General features: G+C 62.6%; 1 protein-coding gene. It reads right to left on the reverse strand.

What is annotated here, in order from left to right; translation table 11 throughout:
* Positions 1-507 (reverse strand): glutathione S-transferase N-terminal domain-containing protein (locus AC1D0P_RS28255; RefSeq protein ID WP_477679761.1); only part of this gene is annotated, 507 nt, incomplete at its 3' end.
* Between the last annotated feature and the right edge of the window lie 9 nt (positions 508-516).

The raw sequence follows: 516 nt of genomic DNA on the forward strand, positions 1-516 counted from the left end.
CCATTGCAGCGCGCCGAACAGGATATAGTCGGCGAAGAGCGGGCCGTCGCCGCCGAGATATTTCTGAAAGCGCAGCACATGCCGCATAGGCTCGAGCTTGGCGGCGAAGGCGGCCGCCTCGTTCTCCCAATCGCCGGAGATCTCCTCCAGTGTGCGGCCGAGACGCACCTCGCGGCTTTTGCGAAAGTAGGCCTGGTCCTCAGGCGCCAGCACGTCATGGATATCCTTGACGATGATCCGCATCAGCGCCGCCTGGACGACGAACTGCGTATAGCCTTCAATGCCGCGGCTCAGTGCTTTTCCGCCCTCGCCGCCGAAGAGACTGGGACGGTCGGGATAGGTCTCCTCCAGGTAAACCGCGATGTCGAAACTGTCGCGGACCAGGCGCCCATTGTCGTCGAGCACCGGCACCGTGGGCGAAAAACCGCCCTCGATCTTCGGAATCTCGGTAAACGGCGTCGGCCGCTCCTCGAACTCCAGTCCCTTGTGATGCAGCGCCATGACGATCTTCCAGGA

This window comes from Polaromonas sp. P1_G2 (assembly GCF_056405515.1).